The organism is Enterobacter sp. HK169, from assembly GCF_001719105.1.
GTDB classification, from domain to species: Bacteria; Pseudomonadota; Gammaproteobacteria; order Enterobacterales; family Enterobacteriaceae; genus Enterobacter; species Enterobacter asburiae_B.
In genome coordinates this window covers 1,791,199-1,817,205 of sequence record NZ_CP017087.1, presented here as the reverse complement: position 1 = coordinate 1,817,205, position 26,007 = coordinate 1,791,199, and the positions used below count along the sequence as shown (strand labels likewise).

The window sequence follows — 26,007 nt, the reverse complement described above, 5'->3', positions numbered from 1 at the left end:
GGCTCCATAAAAAAGCCCTGCGGGTGGCAGGGCCTGGACATTACAGAATACGGCTGATAAGTCGGTCGATACGGATACGACGTAAGCGGCGGATAAGCTTGCGGACTTTTACCGGATAATCGGCAATGCTCTGCAGTTCGCGGTAATGATTAACCACAGTGGTATGCGTGCGAATCAGTTCCAGCTCACGTTCACGTTTTGCGGCTAACTCGTGCTGCGGGTCATGGATCAGGATAGCGTTTTCCAGATCCAGTCGCCACGCGCGTGGGTTCAGGTTATTACCGGTCAGCAGCATCCACTCATCGTCGACCCACATTCCTTTCAGATGGTAAGTGTTGTCTTCATCTTTCCAGAGACGCACAACCAGCTGGTCAGTGTTTACGTAATACTGTAAACGGCTCAGGAAACGGCGCAGGTTGATCTCATAGAGATAAGGCAGCGCACCGATGATTTTGAACGGCTGATCTTCAGGAATGAAAAAGTCGTTTGCGGTTTTATCACCAACGATGATTTCCACTTTTTTACCGTCGCGCAGCAGCTGAATGATATTACGCACCAGCACGGCAGGAAGGTTGAAGTACGGCGTACAGATGGTGAGTTTCTGCTCCGCGCACGGCATCAGATGGAATATCGTTTTGTTCAGCAGGCTTGATTTACCGAGCCCTACCAGCGGGGTAACGGATAACTCTTCGTTGTTCGCATCACCCTGGAAATGATAGACCGCATCACGCAGCTCCTGGCGGAAGGCGCGAACATCGTTTTTGATTTCCGGGCTTTTAGGACGCTCAGGATCGTCAAGGCGATTAACACCGCGGCCATGGACCAGATTTTTATCAACCCAGTTAAACATGATATCGGCCATCTGCGGATTACGGATCAGATGGTAGCGGTCGTAGCGATATTTATCGAGCTGATGAAGGTAAACATCATTCAGACTTGCGCCGCTGTAAAGCACGCTGTCATCAATGATGAAGCCCTTGAAATGAAGTACGCCGAGCGCTTCACGGGTATTAACCGGGACGCCATAAACAGGCACATCAACGCCAGGATTTTCCTGCGCCGTGCGGCAATACCAGTCGGCATTGGTGTTTGACGCGGCAGCGCCAATACGGCCACGCTGAGCGCGATGCCAGTCGACCAGCACGCGAACATCGAGTTCCGGGCGCTGACGTTTGGCTTCATAGAGCGCGTTCAGGATCGCGCGCCCGCCTTCATCCTGTTCAAGATAGAGCGCTACAATGCAAATGCGTCGCGTGGCGCTGGCAATCTTTTCCAGAAGCGTCTCCCGAAAATGAGCGGGAGCGTAAAAGAACTCTACATCATCAACTGACTGAGAAATCTTCGGTAGTTGAGCAAGGTGTTGTTGATGTTTATTACGCTTAAATTTTGACAACATCACAGTGCGTTTCTTCTCTGTTCATTGAAGGGTTGTCTGTACCATGCAAACAACATAAGCGGACAATGATACCACCAGTCCCGTCCAAAGTGGGTAACATTTCCAGTAGCTTACTCGCGTTTGTCTGCTGATCTCAGACTGAGGGACAAGGCCACAATACCTTCGTCCAGCTGAATATCAACGTCAAACCCAAGTTTTCGCGCCAGGGTCACCATACCGCGATTGTTAGGCATAGTAATGCCATTGAGGCGTAACAATCCGTGATCTCGCGTATAACTGATGAGTTTTTCCAGCAGCCGTCTGCCCAGACCCAGGCCTTTAAGATCGGAGCGCACCAGCACCGCAAACTCCGCATCCACGTTATCCGGGTCAGAAATCGCACGCGTGACGCCGAGGATCTCATCCCCCTTATCGGAGCGACGAACGGCAACAAACGCCATTTCTCGATCGTAGTCGATCTGGGTCATATTGGCTAAATCATCGTGGGTAAATTCGTTGATTTCGCTAAAATAGCGATAATAAAGATCCTCTTTCGTGACCTGAGAGATAAAGGTCCGCAGCTGGGGCTCATCTTCCGGCAGAATAGGGCGGAACAAGGCGCGTTCCCCATTCTTCATCTCAACCCACTCTTCCAGCTGCAGGGGATACGGGCGGATCGCCAGACGGCTCTCTCTGTCTCCTTCGAATGGCGCGATATCCAGGGTCACGTCCAGCGCCGTAAACTCATTGCCCGAGGCGAGCAGCGGATGAATGTCCAGCCGCTGGATTTCGGCACAATCCACAATCAGGTTAGACACCTGCACCAGGAACTGACTTAACCCGGCAATATCAAGCGGGCGCAGCGCACTCCGGCCACGGATCTTTTTACTTTTAATCGCCTGGATGATCAGATAACGCGCCAGGTTCATATTCAGCGGCGGTAACGCCACCACGGCCTGCTCCTCCGGACGCCACTCAACGCCCCCCTCTCCCAGCATGATGAGCGGGCCGAAGACGGGATCGTGTTCAACCACCACCCGTAATTCCTGAGCCCCTGCACGGTTTGCCATGCTTTGCACCAGCAATCCGTGGATCCTTGCCTGCGGCCAGGCCATTTTGACCCGATCAAAAATGGCATCAGCTGCCTGCTGCACCTCAGTCGCCGTACGCAGGTATAACATAACCCCCTGAACATCAGACTTATGCGGGATATCCGGGGAACGCAGCTTCAGGGCCACCGGATAGCCAATCTGTTCGGCTATATGCACGGCCTCTGCGCTGTCGCTGGCGATCCAGGTCGGCAGGGTTTGCATCCCGTAGCTGCCCAGAATGGGCTGGACCTCATGCGTATCAAGCGAGGTCGCGCCTTCTTCAATGGCCTGCTGCAACAGCCGGTGAACGTCGACGGTGTTCGCCGTCAGATTACCCGGCAAAGCCGGCGTCTCACGCAGCTGTTTCTGGTTGCGGCGATATTCCACCATATGCATAAACGCGGTGATGGTGCCTTCCGGCGTGCGGTAGGTTGGCAGCCCGGCCTCGCTGAACAAGCGCCGTGCCTCCTGAGAGGAAAACTCGCCGCACCAGTTGGTGAGCAGGGTAACGTATTTACCTCGCGGATGGTTGCGCACGGCGTCAATGAGCGCGCGCGCGCTTTCACTGCCCGGCGCGACCGCGCTGGGGGAGTGGATAATCATCAGCGCGTCGAAATCCTGGCTATCCAGCAAAATGGAGATCGCTCTGATGTAGCGGTCGCTGCTGGCGTCATCGCGCAAATCAAGCGGATTGCCGGGCGTCACGCTGGTCGGAAGCGCTTCTTTCAGGCGCTGCAGCGTCTCTTCACTCAGCGTTGCCAGCTTGCCGAAGCGCCGCCACAGCTCGTCCAGCGCGAGCGCTGCAGGGGCCGCACCGTTACTGACAATCATTAGCTTCTCACCGCGCAACGGGCGCATATGGCTTAACGTCTCAACGGCGGAAAAAAGCTCGTGCGTATCCTGTACCCGCAGCAACCCCGCGCGCTGAATGGCGGCGTCCCAGGCGGGATCCATGCCGGAATGCGAATGCAGAAGACGCTGTGCCGCAGGGCTGCGTCCGCTTTTGATCACCAGGATCGGCTTATTGCGCGAAGCGCTTCGCGCAGCCGAGACAAAACGACGCGCGTCGCTGAGGTGCTCAAGATAAAGCAGGATCGCGCTGGTTTTGCCGTCACGCGCCAGAAAATCCAGCAGCTCATCAACGTCGATATCCAGGCTGTCGCCCAGGGCAATGAAGTAGGAGAATCCCATTTCACGCTGCTGCGCCCAGTCGAGGATGGTGTTCGATACCGCAGCCGACTGCGAGATAAACGCCAGTTTGCCTTTGCGGATCGGGACCGGGGAGAAACTGGCATTCAGCCCCTGCCAGGGGGCGAGCAGGCCCAGACTGTTTGGCCCAAGAATGCGCATTTGATAGCGGCTGGCGCAGGCCAGAAGCTCGGCTTTCTGTTCAGGCGGAGACGAGAGAATTATGCAGGTTTTACACCCTTTCTTGCCGAGTGATTCCAGCAGTTCCGGGTTGCGCTTCGCGTTTGTACAGAGTACGGCAAGATCCGGCACGAAGGGCAGGCTTTGTACGTCAGGCCATGCAAGTACCCCCTGAACGGCCTTATAAGACGGCGTGACGGGCATGACGGGGCCATTAAATCCCCCGGCCAGCAGATTGCGCATCATCAGATAGCCAGCACGATCTGGCTTCATTGATGCGCCGATAACGGCAATGGATTTAGGACGAAGTAGCGCTTCTAACCCTCGCTGGCTCATGCAGGCCTCCTGTGAATGCAAGCGACCTGATGATTTTAAACGCTTTCTGGCTCGGGCGCTGTGACGCTGCCCTTATGAACGGTTTTTCCCGCCAGATAGCGCTCCCGGAAACATGAGAAATGTTTGCCCAGGGCACCAGCCGCAGCGGTATCTCCCGCTAAATCCAGAAGCGCAATGGCCACTTCGGCGGTGCAGTATTGCCCGTCAGCATGCGCTTCACGCAGGCGGTAGGCGGAGACGCGGGAAAGATCGACAGAAATCACCGGCAGCGCGTCGAGATACGGGCTTTTGCGAAACATTTTTCGCGCTTCGGTCCAGGTACCGTCCAGCATGATAAACAGCGGTGGTTTACCGGATGGCGGCGTTGAAAGCACCTGGCGCTCTGCGCCTGCATAAGACGCGGGGAAAACGACCATAGGCTGATAGTCGAGGCTGGCCACTAAATCAAGCAGGGCCTGAGGCGGCTCCGTACGGGACCACTGAAACGCGGCGGTATCCGGCAGAATATCGGCGATAAGACGCCCCGTATTGCTGGGTTTCATCGGCTCGGTATCGAACATGACCAGACAAAAACGGCTCTGTGCCGTACTCGGTGCCAGCGTCTCGCACAGACAAACCTTCAGCGGCAGCAGGCAGCGCTGACAGCGGCGAATACGGTTGCCTCGGGCGAGGAACGGTCGGGTGGCGCGCGCAAGGCGTTCGGCGCGTAATTTAAGAACGGCGTTATTAGTCATGGGCGAAATGCAGGAAAAACGCTATTTTCGCAGAGGCGGGAGCGGGGCACAAGACGTGCCCCGTGAATGTTACAGCGACTCGTTTAACCAGCTTTCAAAAGGTGCTTTTGGAACCGCACCGTTGAGCATATCGATCACTTCGCCATTTTTGAAAATCATAATGGTCGGGATGCTGCGAATACGAAAACGTGCGCTCAGTTCGGGTTCGGCTTCGGTATTGACCTTAACGAACCGCATTTTTCCGCTGCGCTCTTCGGCAACATCTTCGAAAATCGGCGCGAAGCTACGGCAAGGGCCGCACCATGGCGCCCAGAAATCAATCACGACAGGAAGATCGTCCTTGAGGAGTTTGTCCAGCGTAGCACCCGTCGCGTTAATGACATCGCCATCAAATAATTCATGGCCACAACGTCCGCATTTCGCACCATCTTCCATCCGATCGTCCGGAATGCGATTAAGAGCCTGACAGTTGGCACATACGGTATTCATAACTAACCTCTGATAGAGCCGTGGGACAGCGTCACAACGCCGATAATGTTTCTAATATGTTACATATTATCAATGAGCCTGTTTGAAACAACAATGCGTTTTATTCAATGAGAACAATAGTCACAGGCTTTTGTACGAAATTATGGCTATGCGCTGGCACATCGGGTAATCTGCGCGCTTCGCGCAGCGCTGGTGGAGAAAAGCATGAACGACGAAATGAAAAACAAAAGCGGCAAGGTCAAAGTGATGTATGTCCGCAGTGATGATGACTCTGATAAACGCACCCAAAATCCGCGTACCGGAAAAGGTGGCGGGCGTCCGGCGTCTTCTCGTGCAGACGGTGGCCGTCGCCCCGCCCGCGATGACAGAAATAACCGCGGTGATGACCGCAAACGTGACGATCGCAAACGCGATGACCGTCCGCGTTCCGACCGCCCACGCAGTGACCGTCCACGCGACGATCGTCCGCGTGATGACTTCTCACGTGATAACGCCTCACCGTGGCGCACCGTTTCTCGCGCCCCTGGCGATGAGACGCCGGAAAAAGCCGATCACGGCGGTATCAGCGGTAAAAGCTTTATCGACCCGGAAGTGCTGCGCCGTCAGCGTGCGGAAGAGACCCGCGTGTATGGCGAGAACGCCTGCCAGGCGCTGTTCCTGAGCCGTCCTGAGTGTATCGTCCGCGCCTGGTTTATCCAGAGCGTGACCCCGCGCTTCAAAGAAGCGCTGCGCTGGATGGCCGCGAACCGTAAAGCCTACCACGTGGTTGATGATGCCGAGCTGACCAAAGCGTCCGGCACTGAACACCACGGCGGCGTCTGCTTCCTGATCAAAAAGCGTAACGGCACGACCGTGCAGCAGTGGGTCAGCCAGGCGGATGCCGATGACTGCGTGCTGGCCCTGGAAGATGTGGGCAACCCGCACAACCTGGGCGCAATGATGCGTAGCTGCGCGCACTTTGGCGTGAAAGGCGTGCTGTTGCAGGATGCCGCGCTGCTGGAATCCGGTGCCGCGATCCGTACTGCGGAAGGCGGAGCCGAGCACGTACAGCCGATCACCGGCGACAGCGTTCTGGACGCACTCGAGCAGTTCCGTAAAGCGGGTTATTCCATCGTGACCACCTCAAGCCATGCCGGTACGCCGCTGTTTAAAGCGACGCTGCCGCGCAAAATGGTGCTGGTATTAGGTCAGGAACGTGATGGTCTGTCTGACGCGGCGCTCTCCAGTGCGGATCTGAGCGTCTCTATCGACGGAACAGGCAATGTGGAAAGTCTGAACGTATCCGTTGCGACCGGCGTACTGCTGGCCGAATGGTGGCGTCAGAACAAGGCATAAGCCATTATGCTTTTTGTATGCCCGGTGAGCCGGGCATACAAACTCAAACTACTCGCTCTCTGCCGGTAATACAGGCATCCAGTCAATCGGCTTTTCGCCACGTTTTTCCAGCCATTCATTCGCCAGAACAAAATGATTACTGCCAAAGAAACCGCGATGCGCAGACAGCGGTGACGGGTGCGGTGCTTTCAGCACGTGATGACGCTGACGGTCAATAATCGCCCCTTTCTTCTGCGCGTGAGAACCCCAGAGTAAAAACACCACCCCTTCACGATGCTCGTTGATAAGGCTGATGACTTTATCGGTAAACGTCTCCCAGCCCAGACTGGCGTGCGAGTGCGCCTGACCCGCCCGTACGGTAAGCACCGTATTCAGCAACAGCACGCCCTGGCGCGCCCAGCTTTCCAGGTAACCGTGGTTTGGCCGGGTAAAACCGGGCACGGTTGCTTCAAGCTCTTTATACATGTTGAGCAGAGAAGGGGGGATAGCCACGCCCGGACGAACGGAAAACGCCAGCCCATGCGCCTGCCCGGGGCCGTGATAGGGATCCTGGCCCAGAATGACCACTTTCACATCGCTCAGTTCGGTGTAGCGAAAGGCGTTGAACACGTCTTTTTGCGGCGGGTAAATCGTCTGTCCGGACTGACGCTCAGCGGCAACGGTGCTGAGCGTATTGATAAAATAAGGCTGCTGCTTTTCTTCTGCCAGCACGTCATGCCAGGTTAAAGGTGTCGTCATCTCGCTCTCCTGCGAATCTCAATCTCTGACTAGCTTACCTGTTTCACCCCGGTGAGCAAAATTACGCGCTGAAATACGTGCTAAGTGGCTAAATTTATTTTGAAAAGATACAGGGTAAGTTGAATTGGCAAGGCTGTTAAATTGATCTAAAACAATAAATTCAAACCACACTCTTTATGTGGTTGGTGCTTTTGTTGATTTAAATCAATAAATCGCCGGGGTGTGAATGTTATATATACACACAAGAAACAATGGTTTTACCAATTGGCCGCGAGAGGCCGACACGAGTTAATGTAGCCTAAGGGAGGCAACACATGATTACAGGTATCCAGATTACTAAAGCTGCAAATGACGATCTGCTCAATTCTTTCTGGCTGCTGGACAGCGAGAAGAACGAAGCGCGCTGCGTCGTTGCGAAAGCGGGTTTTGCTGAAGATGAAATCGTACCGGTAAACAAACTGGGCGAAATCGAATACCGTGAAGTTCCTATGGAAGTGCAGCCGGAAGTGCGCGTGGAAGGTGGTCAGCACCTGAACGTAAACGTGCTGCGCCGCGAAACGCTGATGGATGCCGTTGAGCATCCAGAAAAATACCCACAGCTGACCATCCGCGTGTCTGGCTATGCGGTTCGCTTTAACTCACTGACTCCAGAACAGCAGCGCGACGTTATCGCACGTACCTTTACTGAAAGCCTGTAACGGCTTCAGCAGGGGGGAATAAAAAAGCCGGGGATTTCCCCGGCTTTTTTTACTCTTCAGTTTTCGTCTCTGGTGCGGCAGAGCTTGGCTTACGGCGCTTACCAATGTTTTTGGTATCGCGGTGGCGCTGCTTCACGCGCGGTTTCTCTTTTTCTTTCTCTTTTCTCTCAGCACGTTTTGCGAGCGCTTTCTTGGACGGTTTACCCGTCATCTTTTCACTCGGCGCACGCGTGGTCGGGCGGAGTTCGTCAATAACGCGCGCTTTCAGCGGCTCATCAACATAGCGGCCAATTTTCTGCAGCAGCAGGTAGTCATGCGCTTCGACCAGTGAAATCGCAATCCCTTTGCGGCCCGCGCGGCCGGTACGACCAATACGGTGCAGGTAGGTATCTCCGCTGCGCGGCATATCGAAGTTAATGACGTGGCTGACGTCCGGGATGTCGATCCCGCGTGCGGCAACGTCAGTCGCAACCAGCACGTTAACGCGGCCATCGGTCAGGCGCTTAATGCCTTCGGTACGCTTGATCTGCGCCATCTCGCCTTCAAGATAGCAGTTGTTGATCCCGGCGTTACGCAGCATCTCAGCCAGCTCGTGCACGCGCTCGCGCTTACGCACAAACACGATTGTGCGCAGAGCATCTTCCTGCTTCAGCAGGTGTTTCAGCAATTCGACCTTGTGCTCAAGGTTATCCGCGCGGTAGTACCACTGGTGGATCTTCTTACGCTCACGGGTGGACGGCGTCGCCGAGACTTCCACCGGATCTTCCAGCAGACGCTCTGCGAAGTCTTTGATCGCTTCCCCTTCGAGGGTGGCAGAGAACAGCATCGTCTGGTTACGCCAGCGCGTTTCCCCTGCAATGTGCTCGATATCCTGTGCGAAGCCCATGTCCAGCATGCGGTCGGCTTCGTCGAGGATCAGCGTTTCAACCGCACGGCAGTCGAAATTCTCTTCTTTAATGTACTGCAGCAGGCGGCCCGTCGTCGCAACGACGATGTCCTGGTTTTCGCTGAACACTTCGGCGTGGTTCATGTACGCAACGCCGCCGGTGATGGTGGCGATATCCAGATGAGTATTTGCCGCGAGTTCACGCGCGTGATCGGCAACCTGCATTGCCAGTTCGCGCGTAGGCGTCAGGATCAAAATACGCGGCGGGCCAGATTTTTTACGCGGAAAGTCGAGCAGATGCTGCAACACAGGCAGCAAATAGGCTGCTGTCTTCCCCGTGCCGGTTGGCGCAGAACCGAGCACATCGCGGCCCTCAAGCGCAGGCGGAATGGCCGCTGCCTGAATGGCGGTCGGGCGTGTAAAGCCTTTGCTCTCAAGTGCATTGAGCAGGCTTTCATCGAGTTCAAGTTCGGAAAAAGTCGTTACAGTCATGTTCTACCTCTGTGTGGGGCGCTGATTATAGACGTTACGGCTGTAATCTTCATCTGTTTGTATGGATATCGCTTTTCGGCCACTTCGCTTTCCCCTATGCTACTCCAGTTTCACTTAGAAGGTTGCCCTGACATGTCTCAACTCAAAGCGCAGCTGCGCCGCGATGGTTTTACGTTTAAACAATTTTTTGTCGCTCACGATCGCTGTGCCATGAAGGTTGGTACAGACGGTATTTTACTGGGAGCGTGGGCGCCTGTCGCAGGTGTTAAGCGTATTCTTGATATCGGTACCGGCAGCGGGCTGGTGGCGCTGATGCTGGCGCAGCGTACGGAAGAACATGTCATCATTGATGCCGTCGAACTGGACGCGCAGGCCGCAGAGCAGGCGAGTGACAATATGGCCGAATCCCCCTGGGCAGTCCGAATGAAAGTGGAATGCGCAGACGTGCTCGCCTGGGCGCCTGAACAAACCGCGCGTTACGATCTGATCGTCAGCAACCCTCCCTACTACGAGCCCGGCGTTGAGTGCGGGACACCCGAGCGTGAACAGGCGCGTTATACCGGCTCCCTCGATCATAAAGCGCTGCTCACCAGCGCGGCAGAACTCATCTCCGAAGAGGGTTTTTTCTGTGTGGTCCTGCCAGAGAGTACCGGCAACACGTTCATCGGTATCGCGCAGGAGATCGGCTGGACGTTACGTCTGCGTACCGATATTTCGGATACGGAAGGTCGACTGCCGCACCGCGTACTGCTGGCTCTGTCGCCAAAAGAGGGTGAATGCTTTAATGACCGAATGGTGATCCGTGGGCCAGACCAGCGCTATTCCGAAGATTACACTGCCCTGACCCAGGCGTTTTATCTGTTTATGTAAACCTGCGGGGCGAGTATCGACGGGCCGGATTCAGCAAGCTGATCCGGGTAGTCCAGGGTATAGTGCAGCCCGCGGCTCTCTTTACGCATCATCGCGCAGCGAACAATCAGCTCGGCAACCTGCACCAGATTGCGCAGCTCAAGCAGATTATTGGATACGCGGAAATTAGCATAGTACTCATCAATTTCCTGCTGCAGCATGGTGATGCGGCGCAAGGCGCGTTCCAGGCGTTTCGTGGTGCGCACAATCCCTACGTAGTCCCACATAAACAGCCGTAGTTCATGCCAGTTGTGCTGGATCACGACCAGCTCGTCCGGATTATCCACGCGGCTTTCATCCCAGGCTGGCAGGCGCTCTGTCTCGCGGGCGTAAGGCATGCGCTTCGTAATGTCTTCCGCCGCCGACCAGCCGTACACCAGACACTCAAGCAGCGAGTTAGAGGCCATACGGTTCGCGCCGTGAAGTCCGGTATAGCTGACCTCACCGATAGCATACAGACCGTCTACGTCAGTACGTCCATGATCGTCAACCATTACGCCACCGCAGGTATAGTGGGCCGCTGGCACAATGGGCACCGGGTCGCGCGTTAAATCAATGCCAAGATTGAGCAGCTTTTCATAAATCATCGGGAAATGCTGGCGAATAAACTCTGCTGGCTTATGGCTGATATCGAGATACATGCAGTCTACGCCAAGGCGCTTCATTTCATGATCGATGGCGCGGGCAACGATGTCACGCGGGGCAAGTTCACCCCGGGCGTCAAAGTCGGGCATAAAGCGGGAGCCATCAGGGCGTTTCAGATAAGCGCCTTCACCGCGCAGGGCTTCCGTCAGCAGGAAGTTGCGTGCCTGAGGGTGGAACAAGGCGGTGGGGTGAAACTGATTAAACTCGAGGTTTGCCACCCGACAGCCTGCGCGCCAGGCCATTGCGATACCGTCTCCGGAGGCAATGTCAGGGTTCGTGGTGTACTGATACACCTTGGAGGCGCCGCCCGTCGCCAGTACCACAGCCTTCGCCCGGCAGGTTTCCACCTTCTCTTTATTTCGGTTCCAGACCCAGGCGCCCACCACGCGACGCGTGCCGGGCAGGCCAATCTTGTCAGAGATAATCAGGTCAACGGCATTGCTTCGCTCGAGAACCCGAATATTAGGATGGTTCAGCGCTTTACTGACCAGCGTGGTTTCCACTTCTTTTCCGGTGGCATCCGCTGCGTGCAGGATGCGGCGGTGACTATGGCCGCCTTCGCGAGTCAGGTGGTAGCTCTCTTCACCGTTGGGTTGAACCTGAGTATCGAATAAGACGCCCTGGTCGATGAGCCACTGAACGCAGTGCCGGGCATTGCTGGCGACAAACTCTGCGGCGTGTGCATCCACGATCCCTGCTCCGGCAATGAGCGTATCCTCGACATGGGATGCAATGCTGTCTGTCTCATCAAACACGGCGGCAATGCCGCCCTGGGCATAAAACGTGGAACCTTCACTTATCGGTCCTTTACTCAGAACGATAACGTTTTGATGCTCGGCCAGGCGCAGCGCCAGAGAGAGACCGGCAGCGCCGCTGCCGATGATCAGTACATCACAATGGAGTTCAGGTGTTGTGTTCATGATAGTTGTTTAATTTACTAAACAGTGTTGGGTCAGAATAGCACCTGAATGCGATATATCGCACGTATTTTTTTAGAGGCTGTCGCAATGGCTAAACGCGTAAGCGGAGGTAAACGGAGGGTAAATGAGTGAAATTATTTTGCGAAGCAGATCGTTAGCGTCAGATTTTGTGGTGAAATAAAGCCTGTGTTGCGTTACTCTTCTGGCGGGAAAAAGATGTTTCTTGTCATAAAGTGGTGCGTATCGTGAACAGACTTATAATGAGAGAAAATAAACGGTCTGCGGCGCGATGAACAAAAACAAAGGCGTTACGGAACTTATTGAAGATCAGACACTCTAAATGGTGCTTGCTCAAAGTGCGGTATTTTTAGAGTGGCGTTTCGATAACGCGTGGAATTTAGGTTTGGGGAGACATTACCTCGGATGAGCGAGCAGTTAACGGACCAGGTCCTGGTTGAACGGGTCCAGAAGGGAGATCAGAAAGCCTTTAACCTACTGGTGGTCCGCTACCAGCATAAGGTGGCGAGCCTGGTTTCCCGCTATGTACCATCAGGCGATGTGCCTGATGTGGTGCAAGAGTCTTTTATTAAGGCCTATCGCGCGCTGGATTCTTTCCGGGGAGATAGTGCTTTTTATACCTGGCTGTACCGTATTGCGGTCAATACGGCGAAGAATTATCTGGTCGCTCAGGGCCGTCGTCCGCCTTCAAGTGATGTGGACGCAATCGACGCCGAAAACTTTGAAAGCGGCGGCGCATTGAAAGAAATTTCGAACCCTGAGAACTTAATGTTGTCAGAAGAACTGAGACAAATCGTTTTTCGCACGATCGAGTCGCTCCCGGAAGATTTACGTATGGCAATTACGTTACGGGAGCTGGATGGTCTGAGCTATGAAGAGATAGCCGCGATCATGGATTGTCCGGTCGGCACGGTACGTTCACGAATTTTCCGTGCGCGAGAAGCTATTGATAATAAAGTTCAACCGCTTATCAGGCGTTGACGATAGCGGGATACTGGAAAAGGTATTAGGCATGCAGAAAGAAAAACTTTCCGCTTTAATGGATGGTGAAACGGTGGATAGTGAGCTGCTCAACGAGCTGTCTCATTCACCCGAAATGCAAGAGACCTGGGAGAGTTACCATCTCATCCGTGACACCCTTCGCGGTGACACCGGCGAGGTTCTCCATTTCGATATCTCAGCCCGCGTCATGGCGGCGATCGAGAATGAGCCTGTTCATCAGACCACTCCGCTGATTCCTGAAGCTCAACCCGCGCCTCACCAGTGGCAGAAAATGCCGTTCTGGCAAAAGGTGCGTCCGTGGGCCAGCCAGCTTACCCAAATGGGTGTGGCAGCATGCGTATCGCTTGCAGTTATTGTTGGCGTCCAGCACTATAATACTCAGTCTGAAACTAATCAGCAGCCAGAAGCGCCAGTGTTTAACACACTGCCGATGATGGGCAAAGCCAGCCCGGTAAGCCTGGGCGTACCGGCTGATGCATCCGCCAGCGGCGGTCAGCAACAGCAGGTTCAGGAGCAGCGCCGTCGCATTAATGCGATGTTGCAGGATTACGAGTTGCAGCGTCGTCTGCACTCTGAACAGCTTCAGTTTGAGCAGGCGCAGACCCAGCAAGCTGCTGTGCAGGTGCCCGGAAACCAAACTTTAGGAACGCAATCGCAGTAATGAAGCAACTTTGGTTCGCCATGTCTCTGATGGCGGGTAGCCTGTTCTTCTCTGCCAACGCCTCGGCTGATGTTTCATCCGGGGCGTTGTTGCAGCAAATGAATCTGGCCAGCCAGTCACTCAATTATGAGTTGGCATTTATCAGCATCAATAAGCAGGGCGTCGAGTCGTTACGCTATCGTCATGCCCGTCTTGATAAGCAGCCGCTCGCCCAGCTTTTACAGATGGATGGCCCGCGTCGGGAAGTGGTCCAACGTGGTAATGAAATCAGCTATTTCGAGCCAGGCCTGGAGCCTTTCACGCTGAATGGCGACTATATCGTTGATTCCCTGCCGTCACTCATTTACACCGACTTCAAACGGCTTGCCCCTTACTACGATTTTATTTCGGTAGGGCGTACCCGCATCGCGGACAGACTGTGCGAGGTAATTCGCGTTGTTGCCCGGGACGGAACGCGCTACAGCTATATCGTCTGGATTGATGCCGAAACCAAACTCCCCATGCGTGTTGACCTGCTCGACCGTGACGGTGAAACGCTGGAACAGTTCCGGGTTATCTCCTTCAGCGTGAACAATCAGGTTGGCAACAGCATGCAGAATCTGGCTAAGGCCAGCCTGCCACCGCTGCTTTCTGTTCCTGCCGGGGATTCCGTTAATTTCAACTGGGTACCTGCCTGGATCCCGCAAGGGTTTAGCGAAGTGTCCAGCAGCCGTCGTCAGCTGCCAACGATTGAAACGCCGGTAGAATCGCGCCTCTATTCGGATGGTTTGTTCAGCTTCTCGGTGAATATTAATCGCGCAACGGCAAACAGCGCTGAACAAATGCTGCGTACCGGGCGCCGTACGGTGAGTACAACGGTACGCGATAACGCAGAGATCACCATTGTGGGAGAACTCCCTCCGCAGACGGCGAAGCGCATCTCCGACAGCATTAAATTCAGGGCTGCACAATGATCAAAGAGTGGGCGACGGTTGTCTCCTGGCAAAACGGCATTGCGCTGGTGAGCTGCGATGTTAAAGCCTCATGTAATAGCTGCGCATCCCGCGCCGGCTGCGGCAGCCGCGTGTTGAATAAGCTTGGGCCACAAACATCGCACACGATTTCTGTGCCAAGCGAACAGCCGCTGATGGCGGGACAGAAGGTGGAACTGGGCATCGCGGAAGGCAGCCTGCTCAGCTCCGCTATGCTGGTGTATCTCTCTCCGCTGGTCGGCCTGTTTATCATGGGCGGCCTGTTTCAGATGCTGTTTGGTACCGATGTGGCCGCTATGTGCGGTGCCGCATTGGGTGGCGTGGGGGGATTCTGGCTTGCCAAAGGCCTCTCTCCGACGCTTGCCGCACGCGAGGAGTGGCAGCCTGTCATTCTCAGCGTTGGGCTGGCACCAGACCAGCTTCGTGTTGAAACGCTCTCTTCTGAGGCCCGGTGATCCATCGGGCTTTATCATTTTTTACACCCTAAAACAGAAAACGGCCTTTCTTCACGCTATACCTGCTTCTAAGTGCATTTCCAGGTAGCGAGGATGTAGTGTAGAATGCTGCGTTTTCGCACTGAAAAACGTCAGGCTAAGAACAGCGGCCTCCAGGAATTCGTAAGGCATAATTATTTAACTATATGAAGAACATACGTAACTTTTCGATCATTGCTCACATTGACCACGGTAAGTCGACGCTGTCTGACCGTATTATCCAGATTTGCGGTGGCCTGTCTGATCGTGAAATGGAAGCCCAGGTTCTGGACTCCATGGACCTGGAACGCGAACGCGGTATCACCATTAAAGCGCAGAGCGTTACGCTTGATTACAAAGCGGCTGATGGTGAAACCTATCAACTGAACTTTATCGACACCCCAGGCCACGTTGACTTCTCCTATGAGGTTTCACGCTCGCTCGCGGCCTGTGAAGGCGCGCTGCTGGTGGTGGATGCCGGGCAGGGCGTTGAAGCCCAGACCCTGGCAAACTGCTACACCGCGATGGAAATGGATCTCGAAGTTGTGCCGGTTCTGAACAAGATCGACCTGCCAGCCGCCGATCCTGAGCGCGTAGCGGAAGAGATTGAAGATATTGTCGGCATTGACGCGACCGATGCCGTGCGCTGCTCCGCGAAAACCGGTGTGGGCGTGACCGACGTGCTGGAACGCCTGGTACGTGACATTCCGGCCCCGGAAGGCGATCCGGATGGTCCGCTGCAGGCGCTGATTATCGACTCCTGGTTCGATAACTATCTGGGCGTTGTCTCTCTGGTGCGTATTAAAAACGGCACCATGCGTAAAGGCGACAAAATCAAGGTAATGAGTACCGGACAGGTCTACAACGCAGACCGTCTGGGCATCTTCACGCCAAAACAGGTTGACCGTACCGAGCTGAGATGCGGCGAGGTAGGCTGGCTGGTCTGCGCCATTAAAGACATCCTCGGCGCGCCGGTGGGCGATACCCTGACCGGTGCACGTAACCCGGCAGATAAAGCGCTGCCAGGCTTTAAAAAGGTGAAACCGCAGGTTTACGCGGGTCTGTTCCCGGTCAGCTCTGACGACTACGAAAACTTCCGTGACGCGCTCGGTAAACTGAGCCTGAACGATGCTTCCCTGTTCTACGAGCCAGAAAGCTCAACGGCGCTGGGCTTCGGCTTCCGCTGTGGCTTCCTCGGTCTGCTGCACATGGAGATCATTCAGGAACGTCTGGAGCGTGAATACGATCTGGATCTGATCACCACGGCGCCGACGGTAGTCTATGAAGTTGAAACCACCTCGAAAGAAGTGATCTACGTCGATAGCCCGTCCAAGCTGCCGCCGCTGAACAACATTCAGGAGCTGCGTGAGCCTATTGCAGAGTGTCACATGCTGCTGCCGCAGGAATTCCTGGGGAACGTCATTACGCTGTGTATTGAGAAGCGTGGCGTGCAGACCAACATGGTTTACCACGGTAACCAGGTGGCGCTGACCTATGAGATCCCGATGGCGGAAGTGGTACTCGACTTCTTCGACCGTCTGAAGTCGACCTCCCGTGGCTATGCGTCACTGGATTACAACTTCAAACGCTTCCAGGCCTCCAACATGGTGCGTGTGGACGTGCTGATCAACGGCGAGCGCGTGGATGCGCTGGCGCTGATCACCCACAACGACAATGCGCCGTACCGCGGTCGCGAGCTGGTTGAGAAGATGAAAGATCTGATCCCGCGTCAGCAGTTCGATATCGCGATTCAGGCGGCGATTGGCAACCACATTATCGCGCGTTCAACCGTGAAACAGCTGCGTAAAAACGTTCTGGCGAAGTGCTATGGCGGTGACGTCAGCCGTAAGAAAAAGCTGCTGCAGAAGCAGAAAGAAGGTAAGAAGCGTATGAAGCAGGTCGGTAACGTCGAGCTGCCGCAGGAAGCATTCCTTGCCATCCTTCATGTTGGTAAAGACGGCAAATAACCCTAAGGAGTTGGCATGGCGAACATGTTTGCCCTGATCCTGGTCATTGCTACCCTGGTAACAGGTCTGCTGTGGTGTCTGGATAAGTTTATCTTCGCCCCAAAACGTCGTGAACGTCAGGCTGCCGCTCAGGCAGCCACTGGAGATGGGATTGACGCGAAAACCCTGAAGAAAGTCGGCCCGAAACCGGGCTGGCTGGAAACGGGCGCCTCGGTATTTCCGGTGCTGGCGATTGTGCTGGTGGTACGTTCGTTTATTTACGAGCCGTTCCAAATCCCATCAGGTTCAATGATGCCAACGCTGCTGATTGGTGATTTTATTCTGGTAGAGAAGTTTGCCTACGGCATTAAAGATCCTATCTACCAGAAAACGCTGATCGAAACCGGTCATCCGAAACGTGGCGACATCGTGGTGTTTAAATATCCGGAAGATCCGCGCCTGGACTACATCAAGCGCGCGGTAGGTCTGCCGGGTGATAAAGTCACTTACGATCCGGTTGCGAAAGAAGTCACCGTTCAGCCGGGCTGCAGCTCCGGTACCGCCTGTGAAAACGCGCTGCCAATCACTTACTCAAACGTTGAGCCAAGTGACTTTGTGCAGACCTTTGCCCGTCGTAACGGCGGCGAAGCGACCAGCGGGTTCTTCCAGGTTTCGAAAGGTGAAACCAAAGAGGACGGCATCCGTCTGGTTGAGCGCAAAGAGACGCTGGGCGATGTGACGCACCGAATCCTCACCGTGCCAATCGCGCAGGATCAGCTGGGTATGTACTATCGCCAGCCTGGCCAGCAGCTGGCGAGCTGGATTGTACCGCCAGGACATTACTTCATGATGGGTGACAACCGCGATAACTCTGCGGACAGCCGTTACTGGGGCTTTGTGCCGGAAGCGAATCTGGTCGGTAAAGCCACCGCCATCTGGATGAGTTTTGAGAAGCAGGAAGGCGAATGGCCGACCGGTGTACGCCTGAATCGTATCGGCGGAATCCATTAATTCTCAATAAATGAACGCGTAGCCGCTTTAATTAGCGGCTACGTGAATTATTTCCACGATAAATCTCTTCGAACTAACGACATCCCCTGTCGTTGTGTATAGAATATTCCCCCGAAGTTTAAGGTTGGCCCTGCAAGGGTGCCACGGCACACGAAACCGCGTTGGTTTTCTCAGGTCGGTTTCGTGTGCTGCATTTTTGACGCATTCATTTATTGGTATCGCATGAACCCCATCGTAATTAATCGGCTTCAACGGAAGCTGGGCTACACTTTTCATCATCAGGAGTTGTTGCAACAGGCATTAACCCACCGCAGTGCCAGCAGCAAACATAATGAGCGTCTCGAGTTTTTAGGCGACTCTATTTTAAGTTTCGTGATTGCGAATGCGCTTTATCATCGTTTCCCGCGTGTGGACGAGGGTGATATGAGCCGCATGCGTGCCACGCTGGTTCGGGGTAATACCCTTGCGGAAATCGCGCGCGAATTTGAGCTGGGCGAATGTCTGCGTCTTGGACCGGGTGAACTGAAAAGCGGCGGCTTCCGTCGTGAATCTATTCTTGCCGATACGGTCGAAGCATTAATTGGTGGTGTGTTCCTGGACAGCGATATCCAGACCGTAGAAAAGCTGATCCTGAACTGGTATCAGACCCGTCTGGACGAAATCAGCCCGGGCGATAAACAAAAAGATCCAAAAACGCGTCTGCAGGAATATTTGCAGGGTCGTCATCTGCCGCTGCCGTCTTATCTGGTGGTGCAGGTGCGTGGCGAAGCGCACGATCAGGAATTTACCATCCATTGCCAGGTCAGTGGCCTGAGTGAACCGGTGGTGGGCACAGGTTCAAGCCGTCGTAAGGCTGAACAGGCTGCCGCCGAACAGGCGTTAAAAATGCTGGAGCTGGAATGAGCGAAGAGAAAACCTATTGCGGATTTATTGCCATCGTCGGACGTCCGAACGTTGGCAAATCCACCCTGCTGAATAATCTGCTTGGGCAGAAGATTTCAATCACCTCGCGTAAGGCGCAGACCACGCGTCACCGCATCGTCGGCATCCATACTGAAGGCGCGTATCAGGCGATCTACGTCGATACCCCGGGCCTGCACATGGAAGAGAAGCGTGCCATCAACCGCCTGATGAACAAGGCGGCGAGCAGCTCGATCGGCGACGTAGAGCTGGTGATTTTCGTTGTGGAAGGCACCCGCTGGACGCCGGACGACGAGATGGTGCTGAACAAGCTCCGTGACGGCAAAACGCCGGTTATCCTCGCGGTCAACAAAGTTGATAACGTGCAGGAAAAGGCCGACCTGCTGCCGCATCTGCAGTGGCTCGGTAGCCAGATGAACTTCCTTGATATCGTTCCGCTGTCTGCTGAGACCGGCCTGAACGTGGATACCATCGCGGGCATCGTGCGGAAGCATCTGCCGGAAGCGATTCATCACTTCCCGGAAGACTACATCACCGATCGCTCTCAGCGCTTTATGGCGTCTGAAATCATCCGTGAAAAGCTGATGCGTTTCCTGGGTGCTGAACTGCCTTACTCCGTAACGGTAGAGATCGAGCGTTTCCAGACCAACGAGCGCGGTGGCTACGATATCAACGGCCTGATCCTCGTTGAGCGCGAAGGGCAGAAGAAGATGGTTATCGGCAACAAAGGGGCCAAGATCAAAACCATCGGTATCGAAGCCCGTAAGGACATGATGGAAATGTTCGAAGCGCCGGTTCACCTCGAACTATGGGTGAAAGTGAAATCTGGCTGGGCCGATGATGAGCGTGCTCTGCGCAGCCTCGGTTACGGCGAAGACCAGTAACTTAAGACGACGAGCATATGGATGGATGGCAGCGCGCCTTTGTCCTGCATAGTCGTCCCTGGAGCGAAACCAGCCTCATGCTGGACGTCTTCACGGAAGAGTCGGGCCGCGTGCGCCTTGTTGCGAAAGGCGCACGTTCCAAACGTTCTAATCTGAAAGGCGCCCTACAGCCTTTCACGCCGCTGCTGGTACGCTTTGGTGGGCGAGGGGAAGTGAAAACCCTGCGCAGTGCTGAAGCCGTCTCCCTGGCGCTTCCTCTTTCCGGCATCACGCTCTACAGCGGTCTGTATGTCAACGAACTCATCTCACGCGTTCTTGAACATGAGACCCGCTTCTCTGAACTTTTCTTCGATTATCTGCACTGTATCCAGTCGCTGGCTGGCGCAACCGGCACGCCCGAACCCGCCTTGCGTCGTTTTGAACTGGCGCTGCTGGGCCACCTCGGATACGGCGTAGATTTTCTGCACTGCGCGGGCAGCGGTGATGAGATAGAAGACACTATGACCTACCGCTACCGCGAAGAAAAGGGCTTCATTGCCAGTATCGTGATAGACAACAGCACCTTTACCGGGCGCCAGCTCCGGGCGCTGTATGAGCGCGAGTTTCCCGATCTGGACACCCTGCGCGCAGCAAAACGCTTTACCCGGATTGCCCTCAAGCCGTATCTTGGCGGCAAGCCCTTAAAGAGCCGCGAATTATTCAGGCAGTTTGTGCCGAAACGTTAACGTTTTACCCCTCACCCCAGCCCTCTCCCGGAGGGAGAGGGGGAAGAGAAATGAACCAAAATACCGAGGATTGTCATGGCTGAATTACTGTTAGGCGTCAACATCGACCACATCGCCACGCTGCGTAATGCGCGCGGCACGGCGTATCCCGATCCGGTTCAGGCGGCGTTTATCGCTGAACAGGCTGGCGCTGACGGCATTACCGTTCACCTGCGTGAAGACCGTCGCCATATCACCGATCGCGACGTGCGCATTCTGCGCCAGACGCTGGACACCCGTATGAATCTGGAGATGGCGGTCACCGAAGAGATGCTGGCGATTGCCTGCGAGACCCAACCGCACTTCTGCTGCCTGGTGCCGGAAAAACGCCAGGAAGTAACCACCGAAGGCGGTCTGGACGTGGCCGGTCAGCTCGACAAAATGCGCGATGCCTGCAAGCGCCTGGCGGATGCCGGTATCCTGGTTTCTCTGTTTATCGACGCCGATTTCGCCCAGATTAAAGCGGCGGCCGACGTGGGCGCACCGTATATCGAAATCCACACCGGCTGCTATGCCGATGCCAAAAATGATGCCGAACAGGCCAAAGAGCTGGAGCGTATTGCCAAAGCGGCCACGTATGCCTCAAGCCTGGGACTGAAGGTTAATGCCGGTCACGGCCTGACCTACCACAACGTGAAGGCCATTGCCGCTCTGCCGGAAATGCACGAGCTGAACATCGGCCACGCCATCATTGGCCGTGCGGTGATGAGCGGCCTGAAAGAGGCGGTTTCAGAAATGAAACGCCTGATGCAGGAAGCGCGTCAGTAATGGCCATTCTGGGCTTAGGCACCGATATCGTTGAAATAGCCCGCATTGAAGCGGTGATCGCCCGTAGCGGCGATCGCCTCGCAAGACGCGTGCTGAGCGATAACGAGTGGGCCATCTGGGAAGCCCATCAGCAGCCGGTGCGTTTTCTGGCAAAGCGCTTTGCGGTAAAAGAGGCTGCGGCCAAAGCCTTCGGGACCGGCATTCGTAACGGCCTGGCGTTTAATCAGTTCGAAGTGTTTAACGATGAGCTGGGCAAACCGAGCCTGCGTCTGTGGGGAGAAGCGCAAAAGCTGGCGGAAAAGCTGGGGGTGAATCATATGCACGTGACGATCGCGGATGAACGTCACTATGCCAGCGCGACGGTGATCATCGAAAGTTAAAGTTTGTCCGCGTGGTGCATCAGGACAAACTTATCCCATAGCTGCTCTTCGCTCTCGACGTGGGCCGGATCCTTCAGGATGGTATTCGGGATCGGGCACACTTTCTGGCAGGTCGGCGTTTCATAGTGGCCGATGCATTCCGTGCAGCGGTCGCTGTTAATCTCATAGATGCTGTCGCCCATCGAAATCGCCTGGTTCGGGCATTCGGGCTCGCACATATCGCAATTAATGCATTTTTTGGTAATTAACAGCGCCATCAGGAAATTCTCAGAAACAACACAAACCGGGCGGGCATTATACGCGTCAAACCAGTTTCTTTACCAGTTCTTCGCTGTGACGAATGCGCTCGGGCGCGCGCTCCAGATCCTGCTGCACCAGCGCCATAAACAGCAGGTCCGTCAGCATCATTTGCGCGCTGGTGGACGAGATAGCCGCGCTGCGCGTGGCCTGCTCTTCGGCAATGGTATATAAACAGCGCGTTGCCCGCTGCTGGAGGGCATTCGGCGTAAAACCGGTGATCGCCAGAATTTTACCGCCGACGCGCAGCGCTTCATCAGTTGCCATGTTGATTTCACGGCGCTCGCCGGAGTAGGAGATGGCCAGCAGCAGATCGTCAGGATCCATTGCCTGTACGGTTGCCAGCAGGGCGTGCATATCCTGCTCGACGATGGCGTTAAGCCCAATTTTCGTCAGCTTCCAGCCAAAGTTACGCGCCACAAGTCCGGATGCGCCGATACCGGTCAGAATGATCCTCCGCGCGCCGCGGAGCATCGCCACGCTCTCCAGCAGCTTCTCTTCGGTGTTTACATCGAGCGTCGCGTGCATGGCCGCCACGTTCTCTTTGATCAGCTTTTCGCCGACCAGCCGCATCGGGTCATCGCCGCGGATCTGATTATGCACCGGCATGGACTGCGGGTTGGGGTTGCTCACCAGCGCTTCGCTGATCGCCAGCTTGAGGGCGGGGAACCCCTTAAAGCCAATCTTCTGGGCAAACTTCACCACGCTGGACTGGCTCACGCCGGCTTCACTCGCCAGCTGCTGCGAGCTGAGATGGCGCGCGCGATCGGGTTGAGAAAGCAGAAAATCCGCCAGCTTCTTGTCGCTTTGGGCAAAGCCTGCGTAGCGCTGGCGAATGCGAATTAAACAGTTCATACGGTCTCCTGGCGAAAATGTGATTATCTGCGCAAATACGAATTTTGCTCGCCTGAATGAATTTTATATTCCATTATAGTGTGATTATTATGAATTAAAAATTCTTGAGGTACAAAAATGAATCTTGGCTCACTTGTTTCTGAAACGCGTAACCCGCAAACCATGGATCTGGATGCGCTCTCCACCCTGGAGCTGGTTAACCGCTTTAATCAACAGGATACGCTGGTCGCGCAGGCTGTGAAAGAGACATTACCCGAGGTGGCGAAAGCTGTCGATGCGGCGGCGGAAGCCCTCAAGGCCGGCGGTCGCATTATCTACATGGGGGCGGGCACCAGCGGGCGTCTTGGGGTGCTGGATGCGTCAGAATGTCCGCCCACCTTTGGGGTGCCGCACGGTCTGGTCGTTGGGCTGATTGCCGGTGGACCCGGTGCGCTGCTGAAAGCCGTTGAAGGTGCGGAAGATAACAAACAGCTGGGTGAGGATGATCTAAAGGGGCTGAATCTGACCGCGAAGGATCTGGTGGTCGGGCTGGCGGCATCCGGGCGTACCCCGTACGTCATTGGCGGGCTGGAATACGCCAACCTGACGGGCTGCACGACGGTCGCCATCTCCTGTAACCCTGGCTCACCGATTGCGCAGGTGGCCGCTATTGCTATCTCTCCGGTTGTCGGGCCGGAAGCGCTCACCGGCTCCACGCGCCTGAAATCCGGGACCGCGCAAAAGCTGGTGCTCAATATGATCTCCACCGGCGCGATGGTGAAGTTCGGCAAGGTTTATCAGAACCTGATGGTGGATATGCAGGCCACCAACGTCAAGCTGGTGGACAGAGCCTGCCGCATGGTGATGGAGGCGACAGGCGCAGGCCGTGAAGAGGCAGAAGCGGTACTCAAGCAGACCGATCACGATGTTAAACCGGCCATTCTGATGATCCTGAGCGGGCTGGATGCGGCGGCCGCGAGAGCCAAACTCGATGCGCATAGCGGCTTCTTACGGGCGGCATTAGAAAACTAACAGAGGCGTCTATGGACAAAACAGCAGCGCTCGCCAGCGATATCCTGCAGGGAATCGGTGGGGAAAAAAACATTCAGCGTCTCGAAAACTGCATGACGCGCGTGCGCGTCGAGGTGCATAACGACGACCAACTCGACGTGCCGCGCCTGAAGCAGCTGTCCGGCGTCAGCGGCTACGTTAAACAGGGGCAGCAGCATCAGCTGATCGTCGGGCCGGGGAAAGCGGCGCAGGTTGTTGATGCCATGCGTGCGCTGATGGGCGTAAGCGCGAGCGCGTCGATTGACGATGCGGAGCGCACCAAAGCGCAGGCAAAGGCCAAATACAAAGCCCCCATGAGCGATGCGCTGCGTCAGCTGGCAAACGTCTTTATTCCGCTGATCCCGGCGTTTATTGCCTCCGGCCTGATCACCGGGATCATCAATATCCTCAAGCGACCGGATATTGTGGGGGATTTCGCCACGCAGTATCCGAACCTGCTGGGGATTCTGGGGATCTTCGGCAGCGCTGTTTTCGCCATTATGAACATTCTGGTCGGGGTGAATACCGCGAAGGTGTTTGGCGGATCGCTGGCGATGGGCGGGGTAATGGCGGGCATCTTGTCCAGCCCGCAGCTGGCGCAGATCACGCTGTTTGGCGAGGCGCTCCAGCCCGGGCGCGGCGGGGTGATTGCCGTGCTGCTGGTGGTCATCCTGATGTGCTGGATCGAGAAAAGGCTGCGAGCGGTTCTGCCTGGCTCGATCGAGCTGATTCTCAACCCGCTGTTGACCACGCTGATTACCGGTAGCGTAGCGATTGTGGCCCTCCAGCCGCTAGGCGGATGGATCTCTGAAGCCATCGCTCACGGTGCGTCTCTGGCTATTGACCGCGGCGGGCTGCTGGTTGGCGCTGTGCTGTCAGGTACCTTCCTGCCGCTGGTGCTGACGGGGCTACATCAGGGGCTGGTGCCGATCCACGTCGAGCTGGTGCAGGCGCACGGCTATAACGCGCTGCTGCCTATCCTGTCGATGGCGGGGGTGGGGCAGGTCGGCGCGGCGATTGCCGTACTGATGAAAACCCGCAACGCGCGTCTGAAAAAAATGATTAAAGGCGCGCTCCCGGTCGGACTGCTCGGCATCGGCGAGCCGCTGATTTTCGGCGTTACGCTGCCGCTGGGTAAACCGTTCCTCGCCGCCTGTCTGGGCGGCGCGGTAGGCGGGGCGCTGATCAGCTACTGGAAAGTCGCCACCGTGATCACCTTTGGTCTTTCCGGTTTACCGCTGGCATTAACCATCGTGACCGGAAAAGTGATGCTCTATCTGTTAGGCTATTTAGTAGCGGTGATCGCCGGGTTCCTGTTTACCTGGCTGTTAGGTTTCAACGAACCAGAGGAGTAAGGTTTGGCAAATCACGCGCGTCGCGTTGTCTTTTTCGACCTGGATGGAACGCTGCATCAGCAGGATATGTTTGGTACGTTTATGCGTTACCTGCTGCGGCGTCAGCCTTTGAATGCGCTGCTCGTGCTGCCGCTCTTACCGGTTATCGGGATCGCGCTGCTGGTGAAAGGCCGGGCGGCGCGATGGCCGATGAGTCTGCTGCTGTGGGGATGTACCTTTGGGCACAGCGAAGCGCGGCTTAAGCAGCTCGAAAAGGATTTTGCGCACTGGTTCCGCGGCCACGTCGCCGCCTTTCCGGTGGTGCAGGCGCGCCTGACCAGCTACCTCGACGCGAACGATGCCGACATCTGGCTGATTACCGGCTCCCCGCAGACGCTGGTGGAGCAGGTCTACTTTGATACCCCCTGGCTTCCGCGCGTGAACCTTATCGCCACGCAAATTGCCCGCGGTTACGGCGGCTGGGTGCTGACCCTGCGCTGCCTGGGACATGAAAAAGTGGTCCAGCTGGAAAAACGCATCGGTACGCCGCTGCGCCTGTACAGCGGCTACAGCGACAGCAAGCAGGACAACCCGCTGCTCTATTTTTGCCAGCACCGCTGGCGCGTCACGCCATCAGGCGAACTTCAGCAACTCGAATAGTCTTCTCTAAAACTGGC

27 protein-coding genes are annotated in these 26,007 nt (G+C 55.6%); 18 read left to right on the top strand and 9 right to left on the bottom strand.

Annotated features, from left to right (window positions below; all coding sequences use genetic code 11):
* Nucleotides 1-40 precede the first annotated feature (40 nt).
* The 4 genes from pssA to trxC form a co-directional block, all read right to left on the bottom strand.
* A complete protein-coding gene (gene pssA / locus EnteroDNA1_RS08565) occupies nucleotides 41-1,396 on the bottom strand; it encodes a CDP-diacylglycerol--serine O-phosphatidyltransferase (RefSeq protein ID WP_023333068.1) in 1,356 nt (451 codons plus the stop codon).
* Between the two features lie 110 nt (nucleotides 1,397-1,506).
* Complete coding sequence (locus EnteroDNA1_RS08560; protein WP_069303188.1) at nucleotides 1,507-4,170, bottom strand: bifunctional acetate--CoA ligase family protein/GNAT family N-acetyltransferase; 2,664 nt, start codon at nucleotides 4,168-4,170, stop codon at nucleotides 1,507-1,509.
* 35 nt (nucleotides 4,171-4,205) lie between these two features.
* Nucleotides 4,206-4,904: a tRNA-uridine aminocarboxypropyltransferase gene (locus EnteroDNA1_RS08555; protein ID WP_069303187.1), complete on the bottom strand. Its 699-nt coding sequence runs from the start codon at nucleotides 4,902-4,904 to the stop codon at nucleotides 4,206-4,208.
* Nucleotides 4,905-4,973: 69 nt separating this feature from the next.
* A complete protein-coding gene (trxC, locus tag EnteroDNA1_RS08550; protein WP_023308858.1) occupies nucleotides 4,974-5,393 on the bottom strand; it encodes a thioredoxin TrxC in 420 nt (139 codons plus the stop codon).
* Nucleotides 5,394-5,597: 204 nt separating this feature from the next.
* Here trxC and EnteroDNA1_RS08545 point away from each other — a divergent pair, with 204 nt between their 5' ends.
* On the top strand, nucleotides 5,598-6,728 hold the full coding sequence (locus tag EnteroDNA1_RS08545; protein WP_029741125.1) for a tRNA/rRNA methyltransferase: 1,131 nt from the start codon (nucleotides 5,598-5,600) through the stop codon (nucleotides 6,726-6,728).
* 48 nt (nucleotides 6,729-6,776) lie between these two features.
* On the opposite strand, the gene ung is transcribed toward EnteroDNA1_RS08545, so the two are convergent.
* On the bottom strand, nucleotides 6,777-7,466 hold the full coding sequence (ung, locus tag EnteroDNA1_RS08540; RefSeq protein WP_023308856.1) for a uracil-DNA glycosylase: 690 nt from the start codon (nucleotides 7,464-7,466) through the stop codon (nucleotides 6,777-6,779).
* Between the two features lie 314 nt (nucleotides 7,467-7,780).
* Here ung and grcA point away from each other — a divergent pair, with 314 nt between their 5' ends.
* Entirely contained in the window at nucleotides 7,781-8,164 is a 384-nt protein-coding gene (gene grcA, locus EnteroDNA1_RS08535) for an autonomous glycyl radical cofactor GrcA (RefSeq protein ID WP_029741127.1), read from the top strand.
* A 49-nt stretch (nucleotides 8,165-8,213) separates the two neighbouring features.
* Here the strand turns inward: grcA and srmB are convergent, their stop codons facing one another.
* Complete coding sequence (gene srmB / locus EnteroDNA1_RS08530) at nucleotides 8,214-9,542, bottom strand: ATP-dependent RNA helicase SrmB (protein WP_023308854.1); 1,329 nt, start codon at nucleotides 9,540-9,542, stop codon at nucleotides 8,214-8,216.
* A 132-nt stretch (nucleotides 9,543-9,674) separates the two neighbouring features.
* Between srmB and trmN the strand changes: the two genes are divergently transcribed.
* Nucleotides 9,675-10,412 (top strand): tRNA(1)(Val) (adenine(37)-N(6))-methyltransferase TrmN, encoded by a 738-nt coding sequence (gene trmN, locus EnteroDNA1_RS08525; RefSeq protein ID WP_033146241.1) that lies wholly within the window; start codon nucleotides 9,675-9,677, stop codon nucleotides 10,410-10,412.
* Here trmN and nadB read toward each other — a convergent pair.
* Nucleotides 10,397-12,016, bottom strand: a complete 1,620-nt coding sequence (gene nadB, locus EnteroDNA1_RS08520) for an L-aspartate oxidase (protein ID WP_033146240.1) — start codon at nucleotides 12,014-12,016, stop codon at nucleotides 10,397-10,399. The two genes, trmN and nadB, sit on opposite strands and share 16 nt — an antisense overlap.
* Before the next feature lie 340 nt (nucleotides 12,017-12,356).
* Here nadB and rseD point away from each other — a divergent pair, with 340 nt between their 5' ends.
* From rseD to acpS, 12 genes are all read left to right on the top strand, one after another.
* Nucleotides 12,357-12,443: a rpoE leader peptide RseD gene (gene rseD / locus EnteroDNA1_RS22690; RefSeq protein WP_223862639.1), complete on the top strand. Its 87-nt coding sequence runs from the start codon at nucleotides 12,357-12,359 to the stop codon at nucleotides 12,441-12,443.
* Nucleotides 12,440-13,015 carry an RNA polymerase sigma factor RpoE gene (gene rpoE, locus EnteroDNA1_RS08515; RefSeq protein WP_006176728.1) on the top strand — a complete coding sequence of 192 codons (576 nt, stop codon included), beginning with the start codon at nucleotides 12,440-12,442 and terminating at the stop codon, nucleotides 13,013-13,015. The genes rseD and rpoE overlap by 4 nt, the downstream gene beginning before the upstream one ends.
* Nucleotides 13,016-13,046: 31 nt before the next feature.
* Nucleotides 13,047-13,697 (top strand): anti-sigma-E factor RseA, encoded by a 651-nt coding sequence (rseA, locus tag EnteroDNA1_RS08510; RefSeq protein WP_008502186.1) that lies wholly within the window; start codon nucleotides 13,047-13,049, stop codon nucleotides 13,695-13,697.
* Nucleotides 13,697-14,650 (top strand): sigma-E factor regulatory protein RseB, encoded by a 954-nt coding sequence (rseB, locus tag EnteroDNA1_RS08505; protein WP_033146239.1) that lies wholly within the window; start codon nucleotides 13,697-13,699, stop codon nucleotides 14,648-14,650. The genes rseA and rseB overlap by 1 nt, the downstream gene beginning before the upstream one ends.
* Complete coding sequence (rseC, locus tag EnteroDNA1_RS08500; RefSeq protein WP_023308850.1) at nucleotides 14,647-15,123, top strand: SoxR-reducing system protein RseC; 477 nt, start codon at nucleotides 14,647-14,649, stop codon at nucleotides 15,121-15,123. Before rseB ends, rseC begins: the two co-directional genes overlap by 4 nt.
* Before the next feature lie 185 nt (nucleotides 15,124-15,308).
* Nucleotides 15,309-17,108, top strand: a complete 1,800-nt coding sequence (gene lepA / locus EnteroDNA1_RS08495) for a translation elongation factor 4 (protein ID WP_032659499.1) — start codon at nucleotides 15,309-15,311, stop codon at nucleotides 17,106-17,108.
* Nucleotides 17,109-17,123: 15 nt separating this feature from the next.
* Entirely contained in the window at nucleotides 17,124-18,098 is a 975-nt protein-coding gene (lepB, locus tag EnteroDNA1_RS08490; RefSeq protein WP_069303186.1) for a signal peptidase I, read from the top strand.
* A 222-nt stretch (nucleotides 18,099-18,320) separates the two neighbouring features.
* Nucleotides 18,321-19,001 carry a ribonuclease III gene (gene rnc, locus EnteroDNA1_RS08485; RefSeq protein WP_003860711.1) on the top strand — a complete coding sequence of 227 codons (681 nt, stop codon included), beginning with the start codon at nucleotides 18,321-18,323 and terminating at the stop codon, nucleotides 18,999-19,001.
* Nucleotides 18,998-19,903, top strand: a complete 906-nt coding sequence (gene era, locus EnteroDNA1_RS08480; RefSeq protein WP_006176722.1) for a GTPase Era — start codon at nucleotides 18,998-19,000, stop codon at nucleotides 19,901-19,903. Before rnc ends, era begins: the two co-directional genes overlap by 4 nt.
* A gap of 17 nt (nucleotides 19,904-19,920) precedes the next feature.
* Nucleotides 19,921-20,628: a DNA repair protein RecO gene (gene recO, locus EnteroDNA1_RS08475; RefSeq protein WP_039263761.1), complete on the top strand. Its 708-nt coding sequence runs from the start codon at nucleotides 19,921-19,923 to the stop codon at nucleotides 20,626-20,628.
* 75 nt (nucleotides 20,629-20,703) lie between these two features.
* Nucleotides 20,704-21,435, top strand: coding sequence for a pyridoxine 5'-phosphate synthase (gene pdxJ / locus EnteroDNA1_RS08470; protein WP_032659491.1), 732 nt, complete (start codon nucleotides 20,704-20,706; stop codon nucleotides 21,433-21,435).
* The gene (gene acpS, locus EnteroDNA1_RS08465) at nucleotides 21,435-21,815 is read left to right on the top strand and encodes a holo-ACP synthase (protein WP_023294331.1); all 381 of its coding nucleotides are present in this window, start codon (nucleotides 21,435-21,437) and stop codon (nucleotides 21,813-21,815) included. Before pdxJ ends, acpS begins: the two co-directional genes overlap by 1 nt.
* On the opposite strand, the gene EnteroDNA1_RS08460 is transcribed toward acpS, so the two are convergent.
* Both EnteroDNA1_RS08460 and EnteroDNA1_RS08455 read right to left on the bottom strand, forming a co-directional pair.
* Nucleotides 21,812-22,072 (bottom strand): YfhL family 4Fe-4S dicluster ferredoxin, encoded by a 261-nt coding sequence (locus tag EnteroDNA1_RS08460; protein WP_008502177.1) that lies wholly within the window; start codon nucleotides 22,070-22,072, stop codon nucleotides 21,812-21,814. The two genes, acpS and EnteroDNA1_RS08460, sit on opposite strands and share 4 nt — an antisense overlap.
* A 46-nt stretch (nucleotides 22,073-22,118) precedes the next feature.
* Nucleotides 22,119-22,967 carry a MurR/RpiR family transcriptional regulator gene (locus tag EnteroDNA1_RS08455; RefSeq protein WP_023333056.1) on the bottom strand — a complete coding sequence of 283 codons (849 nt, stop codon included), beginning with the start codon at nucleotides 22,965-22,967 and terminating at the stop codon, nucleotides 22,119-22,121.
* Nucleotides 22,968-23,084: 117 nt separating this feature from the next.
* On the opposite strand from EnteroDNA1_RS08455, the gene murQ reads away from it, so the two are divergent.
* The 3 genes from murQ to yfhb are packed head-to-tail and all read left to right on the top strand — an operon-like array spanning nucleotide 23,085 to nucleotide 25,990.
* Nucleotides 23,085-23,978 (top strand): N-acetylmuramic acid 6-phosphate etherase, encoded by an 894-nt coding sequence (murQ, locus tag EnteroDNA1_RS08450; RefSeq protein ID WP_069303185.1) that lies wholly within the window; start codon nucleotides 23,085-23,087, stop codon nucleotides 23,976-23,978.
* Nucleotides 23,979-23,989: 11 nt separating this feature from the next.
* A complete protein-coding gene (locus EnteroDNA1_RS08445) occupies nucleotides 23,990-25,351 on the top strand; it encodes a PTS transporter subunit EIIC (RefSeq protein ID WP_069303184.1) in 1,362 nt (453 codons plus the stop codon).
* A gap of 3 nt (nucleotides 25,352-25,354) precedes the next feature.
* On the top strand, nucleotides 25,355-25,990 hold the full coding sequence (gene yfhb, locus EnteroDNA1_RS08440) for a phosphatidylglycerophosphatase C (protein WP_039263757.1): 636 nt from the start codon (nucleotides 25,355-25,357) through the stop codon (nucleotides 25,988-25,990).
* Nucleotides 25,991-26,007 lie beyond the last annotated feature (17 nt).

Coding starts and splice junctions, on each gene's coding strand:
- pssA (WP_023333068.1), bottom strand. CDS start 1,396: ATGTTGTCAAAATTTAAGCGTAATAAACATCAACAACACCTTGCTCAA.
- EnteroDNA1_RS08560 (WP_069303188.1), bottom strand. CDS start 4,170: ATGAGCCAGCGAGGGTTAGAAGCGCTACTTCGTCCTAAATCCATTGCC.
- EnteroDNA1_RS08555 (WP_069303187.1), bottom strand. CDS start 4,904: ATGACTAATAACGCCGTTCTTAAATTACGCGCCGAACGCCTTGCGCGC.
- trxC (WP_023308858.1), bottom strand. CDS start 5,393: ATGAATACCGTATGTGCCAACTGTCAGGCTCTTAATCGCATTCCGGAC.
- EnteroDNA1_RS08545 (WP_029741125.1), top strand. CDS start 5,598: ATGAACGACGAAATGAAAAACAAAAGCGGCAAGGTCAAAGTGATGTAT.
- ung (WP_023308856.1), bottom strand. CDS start 7,466: ATGACGACACCTTTAACCTGGCATGACGTGCTGGCAGAAGAAAAGCAG.
- grcA (WP_029741127.1), top strand. CDS start 7,781: ATGATTACAGGTATCCAGATTACTAAAGCTGCAAATGACGATCTGCTC.
- srmB (WP_023308854.1), bottom strand. CDS start 9,542: ATGACTGTAACGACTTTTTCCGAACTTGAACTCGATGAAAGCCTGCTC.
- trmN (WP_033146241.1), top strand. CDS start 9,675: ATGTCTCAACTCAAAGCGCAGCTGCGCCGCGATGGTTTTACGTTTAAA.
- nadB (WP_033146240.1), bottom strand. CDS start 12,016: ATGAACACAACACCTGAACTCCATTGTGATGTACTGATCATCGGCAGC.
- rseD (WP_223862639.1), top strand. CDS start 12,357: ATGGTGCTTGCTCAAAGTGCGGTATTTTTAGAGTGGCGTTTCGATAAC.
- rpoE (WP_006176728.1), top strand. CDS start 12,440: ATGAGCGAGCAGTTAACGGACCAGGTCCTGGTTGAACGGGTCCAGAAG.
- rseA (WP_008502186.1), top strand. CDS start 13,047: ATGCAGAAAGAAAAACTTTCCGCTTTAATGGATGGTGAAACGGTGGAT.
- rseB (WP_033146239.1), top strand. CDS start 13,697: ATGAAGCAACTTTGGTTCGCCATGTCTCTGATGGCGGGTAGCCTGTTC.
- rseC (WP_023308850.1), top strand. CDS start 14,647: ATGATCAAAGAGTGGGCGACGGTTGTCTCCTGGCAAAACGGCATTGCG.
- lepA (WP_032659499.1), top strand. CDS start 15,309: ATGAAGAACATACGTAACTTTTCGATCATTGCTCACATTGACCACGGT.
- lepB (WP_069303186.1), top strand. CDS start 17,124: ATGGCGAACATGTTTGCCCTGATCCTGGTCATTGCTACCCTGGTAACA.
- rnc (WP_003860711.1), top strand. CDS start 18,321: ATGAACCCCATCGTAATTAATCGGCTTCAACGGAAGCTGGGCTACACT.
- era (WP_006176722.1), top strand. CDS start 18,998: ATGAGCGAAGAGAAAACCTATTGCGGATTTATTGCCATCGTCGGACGT.
- recO (WP_039263761.1), top strand. CDS start 19,921: ATGGATGGATGGCAGCGCGCCTTTGTCCTGCATAGTCGTCCCTGGAGC.
- pdxJ (WP_032659491.1), top strand. CDS start 20,704: ATGGCTGAATTACTGTTAGGCGTCAACATCGACCACATCGCCACGCTG.
- acpS (WP_023294331.1), top strand. CDS start 21,435: ATGGCCATTCTGGGCTTAGGCACCGATATCGTTGAAATAGCCCGCATT.
- EnteroDNA1_RS08460 (WP_008502177.1), bottom strand. CDS start 22,072: ATGGCGCTGTTAATTACCAAAAAATGCATTAATTGCGATATGTGCGAG.
- EnteroDNA1_RS08455 (WP_023333056.1), bottom strand. CDS start 22,967: ATGAACTGTTTAATTCGCATTCGCCAGCGCTACGCAGGCTTTGCCCAA.
- murQ (WP_069303185.1), top strand. CDS start 23,085: ATGAATCTTGGCTCACTTGTTTCTGAAACGCGTAACCCGCAAACCATG.
- EnteroDNA1_RS08445 (WP_069303184.1), top strand. CDS start 23,990: ATGGACAAAACAGCAGCGCTCGCCAGCGATATCCTGCAGGGAATCGGT.